This is a genomic window from Fusibacter sp. (genome assembly GCF_057447755.1).
The window spans coordinates 77,670-94,957 of sequence record NZ_JBVBZF010000001.1; the positions used below are offsets into that span (position 1 = coordinate 77,670).

Annotated in this window: 23 protein-coding genes; all 23 read left to right on the plus strand. The window is 34.9% G+C overall.

The annotated features are described in order from the left end of the window. Window positions 1–59 precede the first annotated feature (59 nt). The gene (locus AC220I_RS00335; RefSeq protein WP_486721846.1) at window positions 60–923 is read left to right on the plus strand and encodes a hypothetical protein; all 864 of its coding nucleotides are present in this window, start codon (window positions 60–62) and stop codon (window positions 921–923) included. Between the two features lie 96 nt (window positions 924–1,019). After that, window positions 1,020–1,880 (plus strand): hypothetical protein, encoded by an 861-nt coding sequence (locus AC220I_RS00340; protein ID WP_486721847.1) that lies wholly within the window; start codon window positions 1,020–1,022, stop codon window positions 1,878–1,880. 17 nt (window positions 1,881–1,897) lie between these two features. After that, a complete protein-coding gene (locus tag AC220I_RS00345) occupies window positions 1,898–3,004 on the plus strand; it encodes a P-loop NTPase family protein (RefSeq protein ID WP_486721848.1) in 1,107 nt (368 codons plus the stop codon). A 58-nt stretch (window positions 3,005–3,062) separates the two neighbouring features. Then, a complete protein-coding gene (locus tag AC220I_RS00350) occupies window positions 3,063–4,160 on the plus strand; it encodes a DNA polymerase beta superfamily protein (protein WP_486721849.1) in 1,098 nt (365 codons plus the stop codon). Further along, window positions 4,144–4,638, plus strand: coding sequence for a hypothetical protein (locus tag AC220I_RS00355; protein WP_486721850.1), 495 nt, complete (start codon window positions 4,144–4,146; stop codon window positions 4,636–4,638). Before AC220I_RS00350 ends, AC220I_RS00355 begins: the two co-directional genes overlap by 17 nt. Beyond that, window positions 4,635–5,093, plus strand: a complete 459-nt coding sequence (locus AC220I_RS00360; protein WP_486721851.1) for a hypothetical protein — start codon at window positions 4,635–4,637, stop codon at window positions 5,091–5,093. Before AC220I_RS00355 ends, AC220I_RS00360 begins: the two co-directional genes overlap by 4 nt. Further along, the gene (locus AC220I_RS00365) at window positions 5,093–5,383 is read left to right on the plus strand and encodes a hypothetical protein (RefSeq protein ID WP_486721852.1); all 291 of its coding nucleotides are present in this window, start codon (window positions 5,093–5,095) and stop codon (window positions 5,381–5,383) included. Before AC220I_RS00360 ends, AC220I_RS00365 begins: the two co-directional genes overlap by 1 nt. Continuing rightward, the gene (locus tag AC220I_RS00370; protein WP_486721853.1) at window positions 5,343–6,848 is read left to right on the plus strand and encodes a DEAD/DEAH box helicase family protein; all 1,506 of its coding nucleotides are present in this window, start codon (window positions 5,343–5,345) and stop codon (window positions 6,846–6,848) included. The genes AC220I_RS00365 and AC220I_RS00370 overlap by 41 nt, the downstream gene beginning before the upstream one ends. Before the next feature lie 33 nt (window positions 6,849–6,881). Next, window positions 6,882–7,370 (plus strand): hypothetical protein, encoded by a 489-nt coding sequence (locus AC220I_RS00375; protein ID WP_486721854.1) that lies wholly within the window; start codon window positions 6,882–6,884, stop codon window positions 7,368–7,370. A 10-nt stretch (window positions 7,371–7,380) separates the two neighbouring features. Continuing rightward, window positions 7,381–7,893, plus strand: a complete 513-nt coding sequence (locus AC220I_RS00380) for a hypothetical protein (protein ID WP_486721855.1) — start codon at window positions 7,381–7,383, stop codon at window positions 7,891–7,893. 4 nt (window positions 7,894–7,897) lie between these two features. Then, complete coding sequence (locus tag AC220I_RS00385) at window positions 7,898–8,248, plus strand: hypothetical protein (protein WP_486721856.1); 351 nt, start codon at window positions 7,898–7,900, stop codon at window positions 8,246–8,248. Window position 8,249: 1 nt separating this feature from the next. Beyond that, entirely contained in the window at window positions 8,250–8,444 is a 195-nt protein-coding gene (locus AC220I_RS00390) for a hypothetical protein (RefSeq protein WP_486721857.1), read from the plus strand. Continuing rightward, a complete protein-coding gene (locus AC220I_RS00395; protein WP_486721858.1) occupies window positions 8,437–8,910 on the plus strand; it encodes a hypothetical protein in 474 nt (157 codons plus the stop codon). Before AC220I_RS00390 ends, AC220I_RS00395 begins: the two co-directional genes overlap by 8 nt. After that, entirely contained in the window at window positions 8,882–9,442 is a 561-nt protein-coding gene (locus tag AC220I_RS00400) for a hypothetical protein (RefSeq protein ID WP_486721859.1), read from the plus strand. The genes AC220I_RS00395 and AC220I_RS00400 overlap by 29 nt, the downstream gene beginning before the upstream one ends. An 11-nt stretch (window positions 9,443–9,453) precedes the next feature. Continuing rightward, on the plus strand, window positions 9,454–9,738 hold the full coding sequence (locus AC220I_RS00405) for a hypothetical protein (protein WP_486721860.1): 285 nt from the start codon (window positions 9,454–9,456) through the stop codon (window positions 9,736–9,738). A 5-nt stretch (window positions 9,739–9,743) separates the two neighbouring features. After that, on the plus strand, window positions 9,744–10,037 hold the full coding sequence (locus AC220I_RS00410) for a hypothetical protein (protein WP_486721861.1): 294 nt from the start codon (window positions 9,744–9,746) through the stop codon (window positions 10,035–10,037). A 3-nt stretch (window positions 10,038–10,040) separates the two neighbouring features. Further along, window positions 10,041–11,015 carry a hypothetical protein gene (locus AC220I_RS00415; protein WP_486721862.1) on the plus strand — a complete coding sequence of 325 codons (975 nt, stop codon included), beginning with the start codon at window positions 10,041–10,043 and terminating at the stop codon, window positions 11,013–11,015. 45 nt (window positions 11,016–11,060) lie between these two features. Continuing rightward, on the plus strand, window positions 11,061–11,984 hold the full coding sequence (locus tag AC220I_RS00420; RefSeq protein ID WP_486721863.1) for an AAA family ATPase: 924 nt from the start codon (window positions 11,061–11,063) through the stop codon (window positions 11,982–11,984). After that, window positions 11,984–12,610, plus strand: a complete 627-nt coding sequence (locus AC220I_RS00425; protein ID WP_486721864.1) for a portal protein — start codon at window positions 11,984–11,986, stop codon at window positions 12,608–12,610. Before AC220I_RS00420 ends, AC220I_RS00425 begins: the two co-directional genes overlap by 1 nt. Further along, a complete protein-coding gene (locus AC220I_RS00430; RefSeq protein ID WP_486721865.1) occupies window positions 12,603–12,938 on the plus strand; it encodes a hypothetical protein in 336 nt (111 codons plus the stop codon). The genes AC220I_RS00425 and AC220I_RS00430 overlap by 8 nt, the downstream gene beginning before the upstream one ends. Next, window positions 12,931–13,398, plus strand: coding sequence for a hypothetical protein (locus tag AC220I_RS00435; protein WP_486721866.1), 468 nt, complete (start codon window positions 12,931–12,933; stop codon window positions 13,396–13,398). Before AC220I_RS00430 ends, AC220I_RS00435 begins: the two co-directional genes overlap by 8 nt. A gap of 92 nt (window positions 13,399–13,490) precedes the next feature. After that, a complete protein-coding gene (locus AC220I_RS00440) occupies window positions 13,491–14,084 on the plus strand; it encodes a hypothetical protein (protein WP_486721867.1) in 594 nt (197 codons plus the stop codon). 56 nt (window positions 14,085–14,140) lie between these two features. Next, a complete protein-coding gene (locus tag AC220I_RS00445; RefSeq protein WP_486721868.1) occupies window positions 14,141–17,281 on the plus strand; it encodes a hypothetical protein in 3,141 nt (1,046 codons plus the stop codon). Window positions 17,282–17,288 lie beyond the last annotated feature (7 nt).

Consider the following 17,288-nt stretch of genomic DNA (forward strand, 5'->3'; position numbering starts at 1 on the left):
CGTATATTTTCTTGATAAATCTAAATAAGCTCATATAAAAATAATAAAAAGGAGCTTGCATGTTTACGTTGGAATATATTCGATCATATCCTTATATTGTTGTGGATAGGATCAAGCAATTTGGACATCAAGAACTAAATGAACTTCAAGATGTAATTTATCGGCGTAGTGGTAAAGATATTACTATTGTCCGTAATGCAATTAATGATCGGTTAAATCGGTTAAAAGAGCTGCAAGAAAATGCAGATATTTACCGAATTCATAAATCTCATTCGATTGATGAAGTACAGTCTATACGAAATGAATATCATAATAAACGAAACTGTCCAGTTCATTTAGTCGCTGATGAAAAATTACGTGAACTAAATACCATTCAGAAACATGAAGAGCGAGTTACAAAAGTAACTAATCGCATTCATGCATTAGCAGATAGGCTTGAAAGACTATCTTCAAAAGAACGAACAAAACAATTGGTCGAATATCATGGTCGTAGCATTGGTAATGACTTATATGATTTTCCTGTATTATGGACTGGTTTGGAAAGTGCTACAAGTTTAGAACAACGTAAATTGAATCCATCGTATAAACCTGTTGCTGATCATTGTTGGCCTAGACTATGGGCTGGTACAATGATTGTTGAAGCTTTATATGAACCTCTGTATAATGCTGTTTTGTTAGCAGGAATGATTCGAAAATTTTCGGAAGTTAATTTTGTAACAAAAGAAGAAAATGAAAGGTTAGTTACTTTTCAAAAGCCCGAAAATTTTTGTGAACACTATACTTGGCAAATTTCTTATAACCATGCTGAGATTTATACTCAAATGGGTGATAGAAATTTATCTATATGGGATACCACTGAACAATACCGTATAGTGTGGGATAGTGTAATTATTGGGCTCCAAAAGGAACTCAATCATAAATAAAAATGTAGCAAGAAAACCTTGACTACATCTTTGAAGCGAAGTAAAGTCCAAGACTGGAAAATATAATAACACTCTCAGAAGAGAAGGAGAATAAAAATGAAAAATAAAATGTCTGTCGATCAATTACGTAATGCTTGGAAAAAGCCAGAACGTGGACAGGGCCTACCTAATAACTACTACCCTTTTTGGAATATGGAAGCAGGCGAAACTGCAATAGTTCGTTTTCTACCTGATGCTGTTGAAAATCCTTTGGGTTTTATGGTTGAAAAAGTCATGCATAATTTAGATATTAATGGTGAACGTAAGTCCGTACCATGTATGTCTATGTTTGGTGAAAAGTGCCCAATTTGTGCCGTATCACAAGAATTTTATTCAAAGGATGATAAAGTAAATGGTAAGAAGTACTGGAAGAAGAAACAGTATATTGCCCAAGCTCTTATCGTCAAAGATCCTCTACCTGTCAAAGACGGTGAAGAGTCACATGAAGGTAAAGTTCGATTTATCACTATTAACTACAGTCTTTTCAAAATCATTAAAGATGCCTTTGAAAGTGGGGAGTTAGATGAGATTCCTTATGCTTATGAAGGTGGTACAGACTTTGTTATCAAAAAAGATATGCAAGGTGATTACCCAAGTTATATTTTAAGTAAGTTTGCTCGTAAGTCATCTGATATTGATGATTCTTGGGAACTTACAGACTTGAGTACTTTGTTACCAAAAAATCCAGGTGCTGAAAAAGTTGAACTAATGTTAGAAGCTGCAATGAGTGGTGGTACTTACGTAGAACCTTCAGCAGAAAAAACTTCTAGTGTTGCTTCTACAGTCGAAGCTGCAATTGCAGCAACAAAAGACGAAACACCAACGAAAGCTGTTGCAGAAAGCACAGATGATGTTGATGAAGATGTAGATGAGTTATTGGCACAAATCCGTAACCGTCGTGCTAGTAAAGAAAGCTAAGATAAGAGGTATCGATAATGGACTTTTTAAAAGAGTTTGAAAAGACAGTCGATCGTATGGAGGGGGTTGGCAGTTCTGCACAGCCCCCTCGTTATTGGTATACAACAGGTAACTACGTCTTAAATAAAATTATTTCGGGTAGTTTCTTTAAAGGTATACCACAAGGTCGAATCTTGGATTTTGCAGGTCCATCTGGTGTAGGTAAAAGTTTCATGGTTGGTAATGTAATCAAAAATGCCCAAGATGCAGGTGCTTATATTTTACTACTTGATTCAGAAAATGCATTAGATGATGAATTTATGGGTGCAATTGGATGTGATGTTAAGAATGATTACAATTATAAATCAGTCTCAACTATCGAACATGTGATTAAAATTGTATCAGCTTTTATCAAAGGCTATGAAAAAGAATATGGTGTTATGAGTGTTAACAATCCTGATGCACCACAAATTCTAGTTGCTATTGATAGTTTAGATATGTTGTCAACTTCATCAGAAGATGAAAATTTCAACAAAGGTGTACAAAAAGGCGATCAAGGTCAACGTGCTAAGCAATTAAAAGCAATGTTGCGTAACTTTGTCAATGCAATTAAACACCACAATATAGCTATGATTGTAACTTCACAAGTTTATCAAGCAACCGCCGACCAGTTACTTGCTGGTGAAGGTCAGTGGATTGTTGGTAATTCGATTAAGTTTGCTTTATCACAAATTGTTATGTTAACGAAATTAAAACTTCGTGATGAAAACAACAAAAAAGATATCAAAGGTATTCGGATGAAGTGTGAAGGTTACAAAACAAGATTCACAAAACCTTTCCAAAATGTAACGGTGCATGTTCCATATGAATCAGGAATGGATCCATTTTCTGGGCTATTGGACACGTTGAAAGGAATGGGAATAGTGGAAAATCGTGGTGCTTGGTACTACGTAGTTGGAACTGATATCAAATTTCAACAAAAGAACTTTGCAGAATTTGCAATGGATTTACTACAACGAGCTGAAGGTCAAAAGGACTTATTCTTGGAGGTTGATGAGAAAGACATCATCATTGACACGGAAACAGAAACTAAGGATGAAACAGCAAACCGTCGTAAATCAAAAGCTGCAAAAAACAAAGAGTAGGCCTTGTGCCTACTCTTCCCTTTCTGTATAATTAACTCTATCAAACTGGAGAAATTATATGCGAAATACTCAACAATTAATGCAAGAAAATCTGTTAGTTAAACACTATGCAGGATCTATTGCATATGGAACAAATCTGCCCACCTCTGATGTTGACTTTAGAGGTATTTTCTGTGCAGATCCAATTAATATTCGCACCCCATTTTTTAATGTAGGTGAGGTTACTGATACATCTGAAGAGGATACGAAGATATATGAACTTCGTAAGTTTGTTCAGTTATGTACCGATTGTAACCCAAACATTATTGAAACTTTATGGGTTGATGATGCAGATATTACTTTTCGTACACCTGCTTATGATCTATTGCGTGAGTATAGAGCAACGATGTTATCCTCGAAAATTGCATTTACAACAAGTGGATATGCATTAGCGCAGTTAAAACGCATTAAAGGTCATAATAAGTGGATTAATAATCCACAACCTGAACAACCACCAAGACAAACAGATTTTGTTAAATTAGTTCATAATTTTACATCTGAGAAAATTTTCAAATTAAATTTACTAGATTATTGGAATGGGTATCGATTGGTTCCTTATGATGGCAATTTACTTGGATTATATAAAGTTGACGGATATCAAACTTGTGATAAAAATTTTACGTTAAACACTACATATGATCCTGAAGAAGAATTTTTTACCAAGAAAAACTGGTTTTGGACAACTCGTCGCCAACCCTTGTTTATTGTGAAGTTTTGCAAAGAAGAATACAATGTTGCCAAAGAGAAACATAAACAATACTGGACTTGGAAAAAGAATCGAAATGAAACTCGTAGTGAATTAGAAGAACAATTTGGTTATGATACGAAGCATGCTATGCATTTAGTGCGACTTTTACGTATGGGTGTTGAAGCCTTACGTGATGGTGTTATCCTTGTTAAAAGACCAGATGCTCAAGAACTACTAAATATCCGTAATGGTGCTTGGACTTATGAAGAAGTAGTCCAATATGCTGAAGAGATGGATAGGGAAGTTCGAGAAGTATGGTACAAGAAGTCAGATCTACAAAAGAAACCCAACTTAAAACAAGTTGCTGGATTGCTGATGGATGTACAAGATTTGGTTTGGAAAGGGGCTAACGATGGCAAAAATCGCTAAGCTAATAGCACAACGAGAGCAGGAATATATTGAAGCAACAGATTTAATTTTTATGGCATTAGATCACGTCCTGGAAGGTATTATTGAATATGTAGGTCAATCTCCAGAAGATTTTTCTTGGGATGGTGTTAGTATAAGTCGTGATTTAGTTATTATTAATGCTAGAACAGCTATCATGGATGATGTTGCAACAGTCTTAAATAAAAAGACTGGAGAAGTAATGGAAATGCCGACAGTTAATGCAAATGGTGAACGATTGCAAAGATCATTAACTATTGGCATTCCAATTGAAATAGCGGAAGATGGAACAGCTAAAGATATAATAGAATTTTTACGAGAAATGGATGCTGAAAATCACAATGAAGAGTTGATCGAGGAACAGGAAACTATTTCAAAAGATCAGGATAAATCAGAACTACCTGAATATGAAGATTGGGAAAATAAAAAATACGTGTATAACGAAAGGACTATTCATTGAATCCATACCAACTAATTACAGAATCATTACTAAACTTACCTCAAATTCTTGACCACTATGAAGAAATTCTTGTTGATTGGGCTGAGAATTTGAAAATTGAAGGTAAGACTTTAGAATTGGCTAATCGTGAACAACCTGGTTGGCTTGCTTATTATGATGAATGTAGAATTCAACTTAAATCCGTAGTAAAATATATTGAGGATCAAGTCGAGAAAGTTCGGGGTGAAGAATGGGTTCGTTATACCGAGAAGTATAGTCGCGAACTATCTTACAAAGATAAAGATAGATATGTTTGTAAAGAAACAACATACTTATCAAAAAGAGAAATTTTGCACGAAGCCACAGAATTATATGATCGATTTGATGGTATAGTTCGTGCATTTGAAGCACGTGGATATGCGTTAAAAAATATAACTGAAGCGAGAATACATCAATTATCTGATGTTGTACTTTAATGAATACACCTATTGATAAATTAATTACCGAGTATGAAGAGGAAGATTATGACTTTGATAATCTCCCTAAACTAATCAACAATGCTTATCGTTATGTTGATACAATGGAAGATTCACAGGTTCGTTGTTTTCTATACAAACTAGCCCAAAAATTAGAGGAACGTTTATCGATGGCAGATATGCTTGATCCTAAACTACCTCCATTAGATATGAAATTAGAAATACCAAATACTGCATCAAAAAATAATAATGACAAAGAAATGCACAATAAGAATCCTAGACGAAGTTAATTGCGTCATTGCAAATTTACATCCAGACCATGCTGATTATTTTTATGAAGTGTATGGCAAATTTGCACCAAACTATTTTTTCAATCCCAAATATAAACTAGGATCTTGGGATGGCAAGATCCGTTATTTTCACAAAACTGGTAAAACTTTTATTCGGTTATTAGATCAGATTGTGCCAATGCTTCTTAAGTTAGGCTATGCACCAAAGATTGAAGATCATCGAACTGTAGGCTTATTTGATCCTGATCCCATCACTGATAAGTATTTTGAACACATCCCTGATCCAGAAACAGGTGAGCCAATCTCTCTTAGACCATATCAACAAGAAGCTGTTAACGCTGCAATAGAAAGTGCAGGTGGTATTATTTTGGCTGGAACTGGTGCAGGTAAAACCATTATGAATGCAGCATTAGTTGATAGTTATGGTAAACGTGGTCTAAAAACAATTACAATTGTTCCCAGTTCAGACTTGGTAGAACAAACAAAAATCGAATTTTTATATTGGGGATTGGATACAGGTGAATACAGTGGTGATGTTAAAGACCTAGACCACCTACATGTAGTCTCAACATGGCAAGCTATTCAAAATAATAAATTAATTATGAAAGAGTTTAATCTTGTTGTTGTAGATGAATGTCATGGTGTTAAAGGAAATGTACTTACAGATATCCTAAATGAACATGGTAGCCACATTGCATATCGGTTTGGACTAACAGGTACGTTACCGAAAGAAGAGGCTGACGCGATGTCAGTGCAAGTATCTTTGGGAACACCTGTATATGAAATACCAGCTCATGAATTAATTAAACAGGGTTGGTTAGCTCGTTTAGAAATTGATATAAAACAGCTAGAAGAAGATTTTCAGAAAGAATATCAAGAATACCTAGAACAAGTTAATCCTCTTGATAAACCTTTAACTTATACAAAATTTAAAGAAGCTTATTTACCAGAATACACAGCTGAAAAACGCTACCTACAAAATAATGAACAACGTATGTTGTGGATTAAAAAATGTATTGAAACAAAACGTGATGAACAAAAAGGTAATGTATTCTGTCTAGTTGATGGTGTTAACTTTGGCAAGAAGTTAGCAAAGATGATTCCTGGTGCTATTTTTGTTCATGGTAAAGATAAAAAGAAAGCTCGCCGTGAAGTGTATGACTTATTTAAAGAACATGACAATTTGGTTGTTATTGCTACAATTCATATTGCTAGTACGGGTCTTAATATCAAACGTATTTTCAATTTGATTTTTATTGATGTAGGTAAATCTTTTATTCGAATCATTCAAACTATTGGCCGTGGACTACGTAAAGCACCAGATAAAGATTCAGTTTTGGTAACAGATATTTGTTCAGATCTAAAATATAGCAAGAAACATTTACGTGAACGCTCAAAGTTTTATACCGAAGCCCAATATCCACACAAAAAGACTGTTGTCAAATATGCGAACCTTGTATTATAATTAGACCATAATAATTATAAAATAGGATAACACATGTTAATTTTTGATGAAAAGAACGAAGCAATTATCTTAGATAGTATCTTTGTTCCAACAATTTCAAGTGATTTTTGGATATTAGATTTAGAACAGTTGGACTATACACTTGCTCCTATTCATGTTTTAGAAGAAGTAACTTGCCCAACAGTACGATTATCAATTCGTGGATTTGAATTCAATATGCCTGCAAACTGGAATGTTTTAGTTTATGATTCCATAGATACAATGGAATTAGATGTAGTTGAAGCATCTGATTTGGCTGGAAGGGATTTTACAGCCCTAGTTTATGGACCTGACGCATCATTAGTGGTACCTGGACATATTAGAGTAATGGATTTAATTATAAACGGAAAAAACGTTTACCCTGCATTAAATAAACATCAAATGCTTTGTCATCCCATTTCTCCTGATTTGTGGATCACAATTGCCCCGTCAGATTCTTACAATAAATACCTTAAAGGCCGAGTAATCGGTGATATAATTTAGGAGAATCAGAATGTTAATTTATAATCCACAGGAAAAAATCAGTGCTCATTTCAAGATGTACGAGATTGCAAAGTCCAGTACAGCATCTCGTTTAATGATTGATAATACCCCAACAACTCCTGTTCTTGAATCTGCAAAGCTATTAGCCGAACATATTTTAGAACCTATTCGAGTTCATTTTGGTGTTAGTTTTAGCCCCAACAGTTGGTATCGTGGTGAAGAGTTAGAAAAAACAATTACACGTAAAAGTTTTGAAGCTTGGTGCACACGTAAAGGTATGTTGGTAAATGATGAATCGTGGCAAGAATATTTCTCTCGTAAAAGCCACCCACTCGGTGAAGCAGCTGACATTGAAATTCCTGGTTTACCAAATGATGAATTGTTTGTTTGGATTCAATCTAATATTCCTGAGTTTGATCAATTAATTAGGGAATTTCCAAAACCAGGTGATCCATATTCAGGCTGGGTTCACGTATCATACCGTGAAGGTAATAATCGCAACCAAGTATTTCAAATAGGATAATATAATGATACAGGTAGATAGTGAAACAATTACATCATCTGATGGAACTGTTAATGTAACGATGAATGTTGATTATGGTTTTATTACATTGAAAGAATTTAAAGCTTTCATGGAAGGATTTATGGCTGCAAAGAAAGGCCAAGTTTTAACAGAAGATGATATTCAAATCATTACATCAAAAATGAACTTAGTTCAAGCAGAAACTATTACAGTTCCATCTGGACCAACACCATATACTCCGTATAGTCCACCAATTAGTCCAAGCAATCCAGTGTATCCAAATTATCCTTGGTCGCCAACAATCTATTGTGATGGATCACAGGTAAATCCTGACGATACTGTGTTTATTTGTTAATATGAAAGATTTATTTGAAGACAATATTTGGTCTGGATGGAGTATTAAATTTCCAGACCTACCAGAAGAAAAAGCTCAACAATATTTGTATGGAAATTGGGAGGTTGTCTATACTCCACAACCTTCGTATAGTAAAGAAGCTCACGATCAGATGAATGAACTTAGTGAGCAACTAAAAAGGAAGAAAAATGGCTAGAAAAAAGAAAATTGCAAAACCAGTCATTGAAGATATGACATTAACAGAATTTCGTGCTAAACTTGAAGGTATTGAAATGTTTCAAGGTGATGACTGGTGTCCAGATGCTGAACAATGGTCACTTATTCGTGAAATGATTAATCATATTGTTGAAGAAGAATATGAGGTACAGCGAGTTTCACCTTATGAATCTCAATTAGCACCACAACAACTTGGACCAATTCAGTTTCAGCAACCACAAATGCAACAACCACAAATGCAACAACATAGTGCATTACAGTTACCACAAGTTCAAACATACGACTTGCCACAACAAAGTGCAATGCCAGTAGCCCCTGGATTTGATCCAAATCTGGTTCCGGCAGGTGATATAGATATTTCTCAAGCACGCCCGTTTAATGCACCAGTAGCTCCACCACAACACATAGACACATCCGATGGAAATTACGAATCAGGCTTCGTATAAAACAGAACTTCAAGACCGTATACTTTGGTTTGATGGTCAATCAACTGTCAAACCAGAACAATTAGAAAGTTTTATTAAACGTGGAATCACGGAAGGATTATGTGTTACACATTTGACTGATGAGATAAAACAATATAATAGATTGGTTTCTCCACAAGAACGCATAAGTATTAAAGAAGATGTCGATCCATTTGATTATTCTTGGAATATTCCAATAAAATTCAAGGAATTAGATGTCCTCGAGTATGTACTAAATAAGTTATGTGATGAGTATGATGAACTTAAATATTCTGAAAAAGAGTTCGATAAACGATTGCAAAGAACCGCAGATGAAATGCGTTTATATGCAAAAATGGGCTTAGAAGATGTCTTAAGGGTACTCATTTTCATCATAAATACATTTCAAGCTAATAATATAGTGTGGGGAGTAGGTCGAGGTAGTAGTGTGGCTTCATTTGTTTTATATTTGATTGGAGTCCACGATGTTGATAGTATTAAATATAATTTAGATATCAATGACTTTCTCCGTTAATAGGAGTTTTAATGGCTAATAATAAGAGACGAAGTGCTAAAGGTGAAATTGTCGATTTTGATTTAATGAAAATTAAACAAATTATGGGCGATAAACCTAAAACTGTTAAAGTCGAAGCTCGTGAAGAGTTTATCGAACGAAAGATGCGTCGTCGACTTCGTAAGGCTCAAGCAACTGATATATCCAATAAAGTGGAATCAGATCAAGTTGCAAAAGTTGAAGAGGAAGTCGTCCCAGTTGAAAAAGAAGTTGCTCGTCCAAAAAGACAACTAAAGAAGAAAGAAGATAAGGAATAAAATATATGTTAACTCCTGTCCGTAACGGCATTTTGTTTGCCTTTTATGATGAAACCACGAAAAAAGGATTTTTAGATACCTCTGAAGGTGGAATTATCTTGGGACGGGAATCAGTTGATCAAATGATGAACAAAGCTCGTTGGGGTAAAGTTTTAGCAATTGGACCAGATGTAAAAGAAGAAATTTCTGTTGGTGATGCTATACTAATTGCTCCTTTAAAATGGACTACTGGATTTGATCATGATGGAGTCAGAATCTGGAAAACAGATGACGAACAGATTTTAGCATTAAAGGATTAATGTATGTTTTTTATCGCAATTCTTGCGCTAGTTACACTAGCGATCGCAGGCTGTGCAGCTGCATTTTCTGTGTATGGTCTAGCATCTTTATTTACAGGTGCATTTCTTTCAGTTACGATTATGGGTGCTTCATTAGAAGCAGGTAAATTAGTAGCTGCATCTTTTTTATATCGGTACTGGAAAGACTTAAGTGTGCTAATGCGAACCTATCTTTTTGCTGCGATTATCATCTTAATGGGTATTACCTCAATGGGTATCTTTGGCTTTTTGAGTGCTGGTTACCAAGAAGATACTTTACCACTCAAAGAAATGGAATCACAAATTTCATTATTCGATGAACAAATTAAATCTGTTAAAGAATTAAAACAAGAACGTCTAGACCAATTGAATCGCTTAGATGCACAAATAGATGCAATTCCTGGTAACCATTCTACAAATCGTCGGAAAATGAGAAAAGCTCAGGTTGCTGAACGTACACAGATTGATACAGATTTAAAATTATATGCTGAAGAGATTCAAAAACTATTAGCAGAACAGCACAAAGTAAAGTCTAAGATCATTGTACAACGTGTACATACTGGTCCAGTAGTCTATATTGCTAAAGTGTTTGGAGCTGAAATAGACGATGCTACAAAGTATATAATCTTTGCTTTAATTGGGGTATTTGATCCATTAGCTGTTGTACTGACAATTGGGTTAAATATGGCAATTTTAAAACGAAAACAAGCGATTGCAATTCACGAAGGATTAAGTGAACTAGAAGAATTGAAACAGAAAACATCCGAGTTTCATGAACATTTTAATAATGAAATTTTGAAGTATCAAGAATTAGAAGAACATTTAAAATACTTAAACGAACAAACAACTCTAAGTCCTGAAGAAGCAGCTGAGAAAAAACGTATTGAATTGCTACTAGCAAAATCTACAAGTCGTGATCAAATTATGAAGCAAGTTCGAGCCCAGAATGTTGTAAAATAATTTTTTTGAAGTATAATCTTCTTTCATAATACGTAGAGGATTATCATGATAAAAACACATTGGTATGAAAAATATCGCCCAAAAACATTAGATGACTATATCTTTCAAGACAAAAAGCATGAACTTGCTTTCTTGCAGATGGTTGCTGATGGTAGTATTCCACATCTATTATTCTCAGGTGTCCAAGGGTCTGGTAAGACAACACTTGCTCGACTATTAATTTCTGAACTTGGCGTTGATCCAACTGATGTATTAACAATTAATGGTTCAGATGAAAATAATGTTGATACTGTTCGAGACAAAATTAAAAACTTTGTTACCACATTTGCAATGAGTGGATACAAGATTATTAACATTGATGAGTTTGATTATTTTTCTTTAAACGGTCAAGCAATCTTACGTACATTAATGGAAGATTATGAAAATAATGCTCGATTTATATTAACGTGTAATTATATTAATCGAATTATGGAACCAATTCGATCTCGTTGTCAACGTTATGTGTTCAAGTCACCAGATAAAGATGATGTTGCAGAATATGCAGCTAAAATTCTCGTATCTGAAAAAATTAAGTTTACATTACCACAATTAGATACGTTTATTGCAATTGGTTATCCAGATATACGTGCAATTGTTAACTTATTAGAACAACATTCAATTACTGGTCAACTACAAACTCCAACGGTTACAAGTGATGGTGGAGATTATAAGTTTGATTTACTAGAGATGATGCAGACTGATACTTGGGTCGATATTCGTAAGATGGTTTGTCAAAATGTTGTTGGTGATGAATGGGAAAGCGTTTATAGGTTTCTTTACGATAATCTTGAAAAGAGTCCAAAATTTTCTCATCCAAAGAAATGGGAAGAAGGTATACTTGTCATAGCTGAACACCTATATAAACATAGCCTCGTTGCAGATCCGGAAATTAATGCGGCTGCAATGTTTATTAAAATGGAGCAAATATAATGAATAGTGCAGATGAAATTTTAGCTATAATACGTGCCAAAATACAAGCACCTACAGATGCAGAAATCAAAGAAGAATCAAAATTTGATGAAGACCAAGTAGAGATGCAGACTGTTGAAGAATTATTAAATTTAATCCGACAACGCCAAAATGCAGGTGTGGAAATTGGTGCAATGCGTTCGTATGATCGAACTATCCGTGAAGTTCAAGTCTTTAATGGTGAAACTTGGATAACACAAAAAACTGATGAACAACTTCGCATCGAAGAATTAGATCGAGAACTTACATTATTGCGTAAGGAAAATGATTATCTCCAATCTCAAGTAGATCGTTTAACAAACCCAAAACCAAATACAACACCTAATCCATGCAGTGAAGTGATACTACCAGCACATCCACCTTCAGGTCGTGGATCAAGAGTTGAAGTATTGCCAGGTGGTCAAAATCTGGGTGAACGAGGAGATATGGATTATTTCTTTCAACAACTTGGTCGTGGATTGCGTATGCCAAACGATGATATTCAATTCTTATCAAAACAATTTATGCTAAAACGTTATGGTCTTTTAGAACAATCTGAAGAAGAAAAACAAATTGATGCTTTCGAACGAGGACGTATCGATGGCTAAGCGGAAGAAGCCTGATTTCGAGACACCTGCCGAAATGGAAGAACGGCAGATGCTTGAAAAGATTGCCAATCATGCTAATCGAAGTGAAAAAACTTCTTGGAATCGAAAGAAGAAAAACATGGAACGTTTAATTATCGAAGAACTTTCGCCTATCGAAGAGCAGATCTTAGATCTACAAGCTCAGAAGGGTCCAATCATTGATGAAATTAATATGTATCGAAAAGCAATGGTAGACACTTGTATTCATCCTTTTGAAATGTTACTATCAAAAGAGGCAGGATATGTTGAATGTAAATTTTGTGGAAAGAAATTAAAAGTTAATGGCTGAATATAAATTAAATATCTTTCGTGTACTTGGACACATTAACAAGAAAGATCGTCAATTTTATCAAACGTTAACGGAGCAAGAACAAAAGGCTTTTGCTCCGTTAACAGTTCAACGTTGGTTATCTGGAATTGATGATCCAGCACAAATCATTTTTCTTAATGAACTTGTTAATCCTTACGTTTTTAGTTTACAGAAACATAAAAATTTATTGTATAAATTAATGACTATTTGTACTGATGGTCATCAAGTTCGGTATTCATATCCAAAAAATAAATCTGCTAAAGGTTCAAACCTATTAACGGTTATTCAAGTTGTTAAAGATTATTTCAACTATAGTACAAAAGATGCGTTCATCACTCTCCCGTTGTTGTCTGATGAAGATATTCTCACTTATGCTTCTGAGCTAGGAAGACAAAATGATGAGATTATCAAGATAAAACGGGAGCTTAAGACTCGATGAATCAAACAACCATCGGTGACCATTTCGAATGTAAGTATTGTCATCGTACCTATAAACGTGAAGATGCATATTTACGACATCGTTGTAAACGAATGGTCCGTGAAGAAGAGATGCAAACTGTTTTGGGACACTCTGCATGGTTGTTTTATGGTTCGTGGATGAGAGCTCAGAGACGATTAGTCCCAAAAATTCAAACATTTCTTACATCAAATTTTTATACTTCTTTTATGAAATTTGCTCAATTTGTTAAAGATGTTCAAATTACTGAACCAGACATCTTTATTAAAATGATGGTAGATCGTGATATTTCACCAACGATGTGGACAAATAATATTGCTTATGCATATTATTTGGAATATATTGAACGTAAACTTTCACCAATGGATCAAATGAAAATATCATTAAAAGTGTTGTTAAAATTGGCTGATGGGCTTGATTGTGATATTAGTGAAGTATTTGAACAACTTATGCCCAACGAAATTATCCAATTAATACGTGATAGAAAGCTAACTCCTTGGTTATTGTTGAATAGTCATTCATTTGGGGTATTCTTTCGTAAATTATCGCCACCACAACGGAAGATTATAGAGGCTCTAATTCGACCTGAATATTGGTCTCACAAATTCACTAAAGATCCGATTTTAGCGAAGAAAATGAAAGCATTTGTGCAAAATTTGAATATTTGAGGGTTAGGTTGTCGGACATAAATACTCGTTAGAACGTATAAGGAGTATTGGGTCCAATGGCAAGTTATTCAATTGTTGCTGTAACTACAAACAGTTTCACGATTTCAGGTGATTTATCACCATGTACACCACCATGTGTTGACATTCCAGACGTACTGTATGTCGGACGAAAATTCACAATTACAGGCTCGACAGGTAATGATGGCACATTTATTGTGCAATCTACTACGTTTACAAATCCAAACACGGAAGTTGTTATCAGTGGTTCTGGTCTCGATTTAACTGTTGATGGATTATTAACACCACTACCACCTAACCCTTATGACATTAATTTATATGATGGAACATCTCTATTAACAATTGATCCAGGCGGTCTAAACACTACTAGCACACATCTTTCCTTACCAGGTGCAGGACGTTTAGACTATGGTGAATATATGTTGGAAAACATTGTTCATCTTATGGAAAATTTTGCTAGTATAACTGAACCATCAGTATCTGAAGCAGTAGTTGGTGAATTGTGGTATGATAAAGCCAATCAAGAATTAAAAGTATTCGATGCTGGGGTTTGGGCTGTTGCTAATACTGCATCTTATGCAGGCACGTTTGTGCTATCTGCTGGTGATACAATGGATGGTGCTTTAACAATTAATGCACCTATCGATGAACCATTAATATTATCACGTTTTGGGGCTAGTGGTGCTCATCTTGCAACAATTAAACGTGATACACATGCTGGTTATAGCTTTGGTCTTGATGTTTCTTCAAACTTTACAATTGAAAATAATACATTAGCTACGACAGCTTTGCTTATTAATGAATCTACAAATAATCTAAGTAGTCGCGGTCGAATATTTGCAGAACCTGGTTCAACGGGTTCGCCTACAGATGGCAAAGCAACAATTGTTGCAGATACTAATGATGCAGCTGAAAACGTCATTCAAATTAAAACACCATTAACTGGGTCTGGTGCATTTTCTTTTGCTCAGGGCGTTACAGCACGACGAGCATACTTGGGTTTTGATGGTAGTACAGATAAGTTATCATTAAATATTGTTGGTACGCCTGGTTTAAAAAGTATAACAATGACTGATGCTGGGTATCTTGGCTTAGATGGTCAAGCAAGCCCAACTGCCCCTTTACAATTGGGCTCATACTTATTTCTTGGAGAAGGTGGTGGAGATGCTGCTACTGCATCTGATATACGGTTTGGTGCCCAAGGTGTAATTGCATCAGATAGTCATCTTCATATTAATGTTGGAGCAAGTGGTGCTTCATCTTTGTATATTCGTTCAGGTTCTGATAATTCCTCCGCAACTAAATTAGCTGAATTTAGCTCGACAGGTAAAGTTGGTATAGGTAGTTCTGCTATATTAACATATGATCTTAATGTTCGTGGTAGTAGTATAGCAACTACAATTGGCTTGCAAACCGATGCAAATCCAGACGGTGGATATATTAGCTTTAATGATACGTATGGTTTAATATTGGCTAATGATAGTACAATTTCAAAGAATTTAGTAATTGGAACACAAGCTGGTCAATCAATAAAAGTTGATGGTGCAACCGGAAATGTTGCACTAGGAAGCAGCAATGCTGTGCTAGGTTTAACACCTCAATCAGCGTTACATATGCATTCTATATCAACCGTAAATTCATTTCGTATGACCAACTCTGCAACTGGCAGTTCAAGTACAGATGGATTAGTTCTTACATTAAATTCACAAAATGCAATATTCCAAAATTATGAAAGTGGCTACATGGGCTTTTATATTGGTAGTACAGGAACATCTCAAAAATTACATATTAGTTCAACAGGTGTTCAAATACAAAATAGTCCATTAGATCTTAATAGTTTAGAGATTACAAATGTAGGTGCACCAACAGTTGGTACTAGTGGTATGAGTCGTGATTATGCTGATTCTCGTTACTTACAATTGACTGGTGGAACTTTATCAAATAATTTAACAATTGGTACAACAGCAACAAATACAGCAGATTATTATGCAAGAGTCTTAGCTGGTGATAGCCATGCTGCTGGTCTTGAAGCATATGGTAATAGTCAAGGTGATGGCTACCTATATGTTGGTCAATCATCAACATATGGTGGTGGTATGATTTATCATGGTGATGCAACTTCTCCTGCTAGATGGAGCAGTATGCCCATAGATAATGTTGCATTATATCGTCGTAATAATAATGTCGATACACCTGTGTTACGATATGGTTATAGTAGTGATAACATCTATACAACTGGTAACGTATATGTTGGTGAAGCATTGACAGATTCACAAGTCTATGTAAAACGTAGTGGAGCAAATAAACCACTTGTTACATATGATGATTTAGCTCCAGTTACTCGACCTTATGCCATTAATTCATTAGTTTATAATGGGCAATCACCAGTTGGACCAAATAGTTATACTGGTGGCTTTCATGCACATCCAGCAGGATTTGTATGGTATGCTCAATATTATGATACTGGTGCATCACAAGCAAAAATTGTTAAATTAAATAATGGTGGTATTCCAGGCGATGTTACAACAGCTGTCGAAACAGCTGAAGTTTTAAATACAAATTCTGCAAGTGCTTCATACTACGGTTTGCATTTAAGTCCAAATAGTCAGCATCTTTATACCATAAAACTAAACACTGGTACTATTGAACATTTTACTATGTCATCTCCAGGAATCTTAACATCAGCTACATTTACAAGTTCATTAAATATCTCATTCAGTCTTACAGGTACTAATTGGGTATATGATCTTGCATTTACCGATGATGGTCTAAATTTTGTATATGTAGAAAACTTAAATCACGTATTACATCATTATACCCTAACAACTGCATGGGACTTAACTACAGCAACTCAATCTTCAACGGTTGATTTAGATACCTATATTAAGTTTGGTTATTATGAGAATCTTAACTCTGTACATGTCCGAGATCCTGGTCGCATATATATCATGTCTTCTCAAGGTCATGTTTATAGAGTTTCTTCATATTCTAACTTATCACTAACATATGCATCATTCCCTTATGCAGGCGGAACCATTACGGATACAGAACATCCAGGTCTAAGTACAGGTACAAATGTTTTCCGAAGTATAGATTTCTCTGATGATGGAACAACTATGTATGCCCAAAATGGTAATGGTATTTCACAATTCTACAGTAAACAAACAATACTTCCTTAAGGATTAG

Excerpts from the sequence above, each read along its gene's own strand:
- AC220I_RS00335 (WP_486721846.1), top strand. The coding sequence starts at position 60 with ATGTTTACGTTGGAATATATTCGATCATATCCTTATATTGTTGTGGAT.
- AC220I_RS00340 (WP_486721847.1), top strand. The coding sequence starts at position 1,020 with ATGAAAAATAAAATGTCTGTCGATCAATTACGTAATGCTTGGAAAAAG.
- AC220I_RS00345 (WP_486721848.1), top strand. The coding sequence starts at position 1,898 with ATGGACTTTTTAAAAGAGTTTGAAAAGACAGTCGATCGTATGGAGGGG.
- AC220I_RS00350 (WP_486721849.1), top strand. The coding sequence starts at position 3,063 with ATGCGAAATACTCAACAATTAATGCAAGAAAATCTGTTAGTTAAACAC.
- AC220I_RS00355 (WP_486721850.1), top strand. The coding sequence starts at position 4,144 with ATGGCAAAAATCGCTAAGCTAATAGCACAACGAGAGCAGGAATATATT.
- AC220I_RS00365 (WP_486721852.1), top strand. The coding sequence starts at position 5,093 with ATGAATACACCTATTGATAAATTAATTACCGAGTATGAAGAGGAAGAT.
- AC220I_RS00370 (WP_486721853.1), top strand. The coding sequence starts at position 5,343 with ATGACAAAGAAATGCACAATAAGAATCCTAGACGAAGTTAATTGCGTC.
- AC220I_RS00375 (WP_486721854.1), top strand. The coding sequence starts at position 6,882 with ATGTTAATTTTTGATGAAAAGAACGAAGCAATTATCTTAGATAGTATC.
- AC220I_RS00380 (WP_486721855.1), top strand. The coding sequence starts at position 7,381 with ATGTTAATTTATAATCCACAGGAAAAAATCAGTGCTCATTTCAAGATG.
- AC220I_RS00385 (WP_486721856.1), top strand. The coding sequence starts at position 7,898 with ATGATACAGGTAGATAGTGAAACAATTACATCATCTGATGGAACTGTT.
- AC220I_RS00390 (WP_486721857.1), top strand. The coding sequence starts at position 8,250 with ATGAAAGATTTATTTGAAGACAATATTTGGTCTGGATGGAGTATTAAA.
- AC220I_RS00395 (WP_486721858.1), top strand. The coding sequence starts at position 8,437 with ATGGCTAGAAAAAAGAAAATTGCAAAACCAGTCATTGAAGATATGACA.
- AC220I_RS00400 (WP_486721859.1), top strand. The coding sequence starts at position 8,882 with ATGGAAATTACGAATCAGGCTTCGTATAAAACAGAACTTCAAGACCGT.
- AC220I_RS00405 (WP_486721860.1), top strand. The coding sequence starts at position 9,454 with ATGGCTAATAATAAGAGACGAAGTGCTAAAGGTGAAATTGTCGATTTT.
- AC220I_RS00410 (WP_486721861.1), top strand. The coding sequence starts at position 9,744 with ATGTTAACTCCTGTCCGTAACGGCATTTTGTTTGCCTTTTATGATGAA.
- AC220I_RS00415 (WP_486721862.1), top strand. The coding sequence starts at position 10,041 with ATGTTTTTTATCGCAATTCTTGCGCTAGTTACACTAGCGATCGCAGGC.
- AC220I_RS00420 (WP_486721863.1), top strand. The coding sequence starts at position 11,061 with ATGATAAAAACACATTGGTATGAAAAATATCGCCCAAAAACATTAGAT.
- AC220I_RS00425 (WP_486721864.1), top strand. The coding sequence starts at position 11,984 with ATGAATAGTGCAGATGAAATTTTAGCTATAATACGTGCCAAAATACAA.
- AC220I_RS00430 (WP_486721865.1), top strand. The coding sequence starts at position 12,603 with ATGGCTAAGCGGAAGAAGCCTGATTTCGAGACACCTGCCGAAATGGAA.
- AC220I_RS00435 (WP_486721866.1), top strand. The coding sequence starts at position 12,931 with ATGGCTGAATATAAATTAAATATCTTTCGTGTACTTGGACACATTAAC.
- AC220I_RS00440 (WP_486721867.1), top strand. The coding sequence starts at position 13,491 with ATGGTCCGTGAAGAAGAGATGCAAACTGTTTTGGGACACTCTGCATGG.
- AC220I_RS00445 (WP_486721868.1), top strand. The coding sequence starts at position 14,141 with ATGGCAAGTTATTCAATTGTTGCTGTAACTACAAACAGTTTCACGATT.